1 protein-coding gene and 1 pseudogene are annotated in these 1,697 nt (G+C 72.6%); both read left to right on the top strand.

What is annotated here, in order from left to right; all coding sequences use genetic code 11:
• Positions 1-94: 94 nt before the first annotated feature.
• Positions 95-1,318, top strand: a complete 1,224-nt coding sequence (locus tag APM_RS12240; protein WP_007423694.1) for an ABC transporter permease — start codon at positions 95-97, stop codon at positions 1,316-1,318.
• Between the two features lie 6 nt (positions 1,319-1,324).
• Positions 1,325-1,697, top strand: a pseudogene (locus tag APM_RS12235) (efflux transporter periplasmic adaptor subunit); the annotation flags it as partial.

Below are 1,697 nucleotides of genomic sequence, written 5' to 3'. Positions count from 1 at the left end.
TTTCCGTTCCTGCTCTACCAGCCCGGGCCACGGAGTTTCGCGATCGCCGCCGCGGTGAGCCTGGCCACCTCGCTCGCCGGCGGCATGGGGGGCGGTGGGCCGCGCCGCGCGGCTGCCGCCGGCGATCGCGATGCAGCCGGCGCCGCCGGCGGTCTATCGGCGGTCTCGCCTCGGCCCGGCGGCGCTGGGGCGGTTCCTCGACGGGCCGAGCCGGATGATCGTCCGCCGCCTGCTGCGCTGGCCGCTGCGCGCCTTCCTGGCGAGCGCCGGCCTCGCGCTCTCGGTCGGCGTGCTGATCCTCGCGCTGCAATGGGTCGATGCGGTGAACGCGCTGGTCGAGACGCATTACGAGCGCGGCCAGCGGCAGGACGCGACGATCACCTTCAACGACCTGCGGCCGCGCGGCGTTCTCGACGATATCCGGCATCTGCCGGGCGTGCTGGCGGCGGAGCCGTTCCGCATCGTGCCGGCGCGGCTCGCGCGCGGCCGGGCCGAACAGCGCGAACCGGTGATCGGCGTGCCGGCCGGCGCGCGCCTCGCCCCGGTGCATGACGTGGCGCGGGGGCCGATCGACATGCCGGCGGACGGGCTGGTGCTGTCGCGCCAGCTGGCGGGGCTGCTGCATGCCGGCATCGGCGATCCGGTCCGCGTGCAGTTGCTCGAAGGGCGGCGCGCGGTGCTGACGGTTCCGGTCGTCCGGCTGTTCGACACCTATATCGGCAAGCCGGCCTACATGAACCTTGCCGCGCTCAACCGGCGGATGGGCGATGGCAGCGTGCTCTCGGGCGTTCATGTCACGCTCGATGAACCGCGGCGCGCGGCGTTTCTCGCCCGGCTGCGGACCCTGCCGGGGATTGCCGCGATCCAGTTCCGCCGGGCGGCGATCGACACGTTCCACCGGACGATGGGCGAGACCATCGACATCTTCCTTGGTTTCTTCATCGGGTTCGCCTCGGCGCTGTCGGTCGGGGTGATCGTCAACGCGATCCGCATCGCGCTGTCGGAGCGCGAGCGCGAACTGGCGACGCTGCGGGTGCTCGGCTTCAGCCGCGCCGAGGTGGCCTATATCCTGCTCGGCGAGATCGGGCTGCTGGTCTGGATCGCCATTCCGCTCGGCTGCGGGGCGGGGACGCTGCTCGCCTGGTATTTCGGCAAGGCGTTCGAGACCGAGCTGTTCCGGGTGCCGCCGGTGATCTACCCGTCGACCTATGGCACCGCGGCGCTGATCATGATCGCGACGGCGGCGATTGTCGCCGCCTGGCTGCGGCGGCACCTCGACCGGCTGGACATGATCGCCGTGCTGAAGACGCGGGAGTAGGAACCCATGCGCCCCTTCGTCCGGCGGATCGTGATCTGGGGCGTGCTGGCCGCGGCGGTCGGCGCCGGGATCGTCTACAGTTTCCGCCCGCGGCCGGTGGCGGTGGATGTCGCCACCGTTGCCAGAGGCATGCTGCGCGTGACCATCGACGATGACGGCGAGACCAGGGTGCGCCACGTCTACACGCTGCAGGCGCCGCTGACCGGGGATCTCGACCGGATCACCGCCGATCCGGGCGACCCGGTGACCGCGGGACGGACGGTGCTGGCGCGGATCGTGCCGGCGCCGCCCTCGATGCTCGATACCCGCACGATGGCGGAGCGGGAGGCCGCGGTGGGCGCGGCGCTGGCGGCGAAGGCGCAGGCGGCGGCCGAGCGGG

It is taken from the genome of Acidiphilium sp. PM (assembly GCF_000219295.1).
GTDB lineage: Bacteria > Pseudomonadota > Alphaproteobacteria > Acetobacterales > Acetobacteraceae > Acidiphilium > Acidiphilium multivorum.
This window is presented reverse-complemented; position numbering and strand designations above follow the sequence as displayed.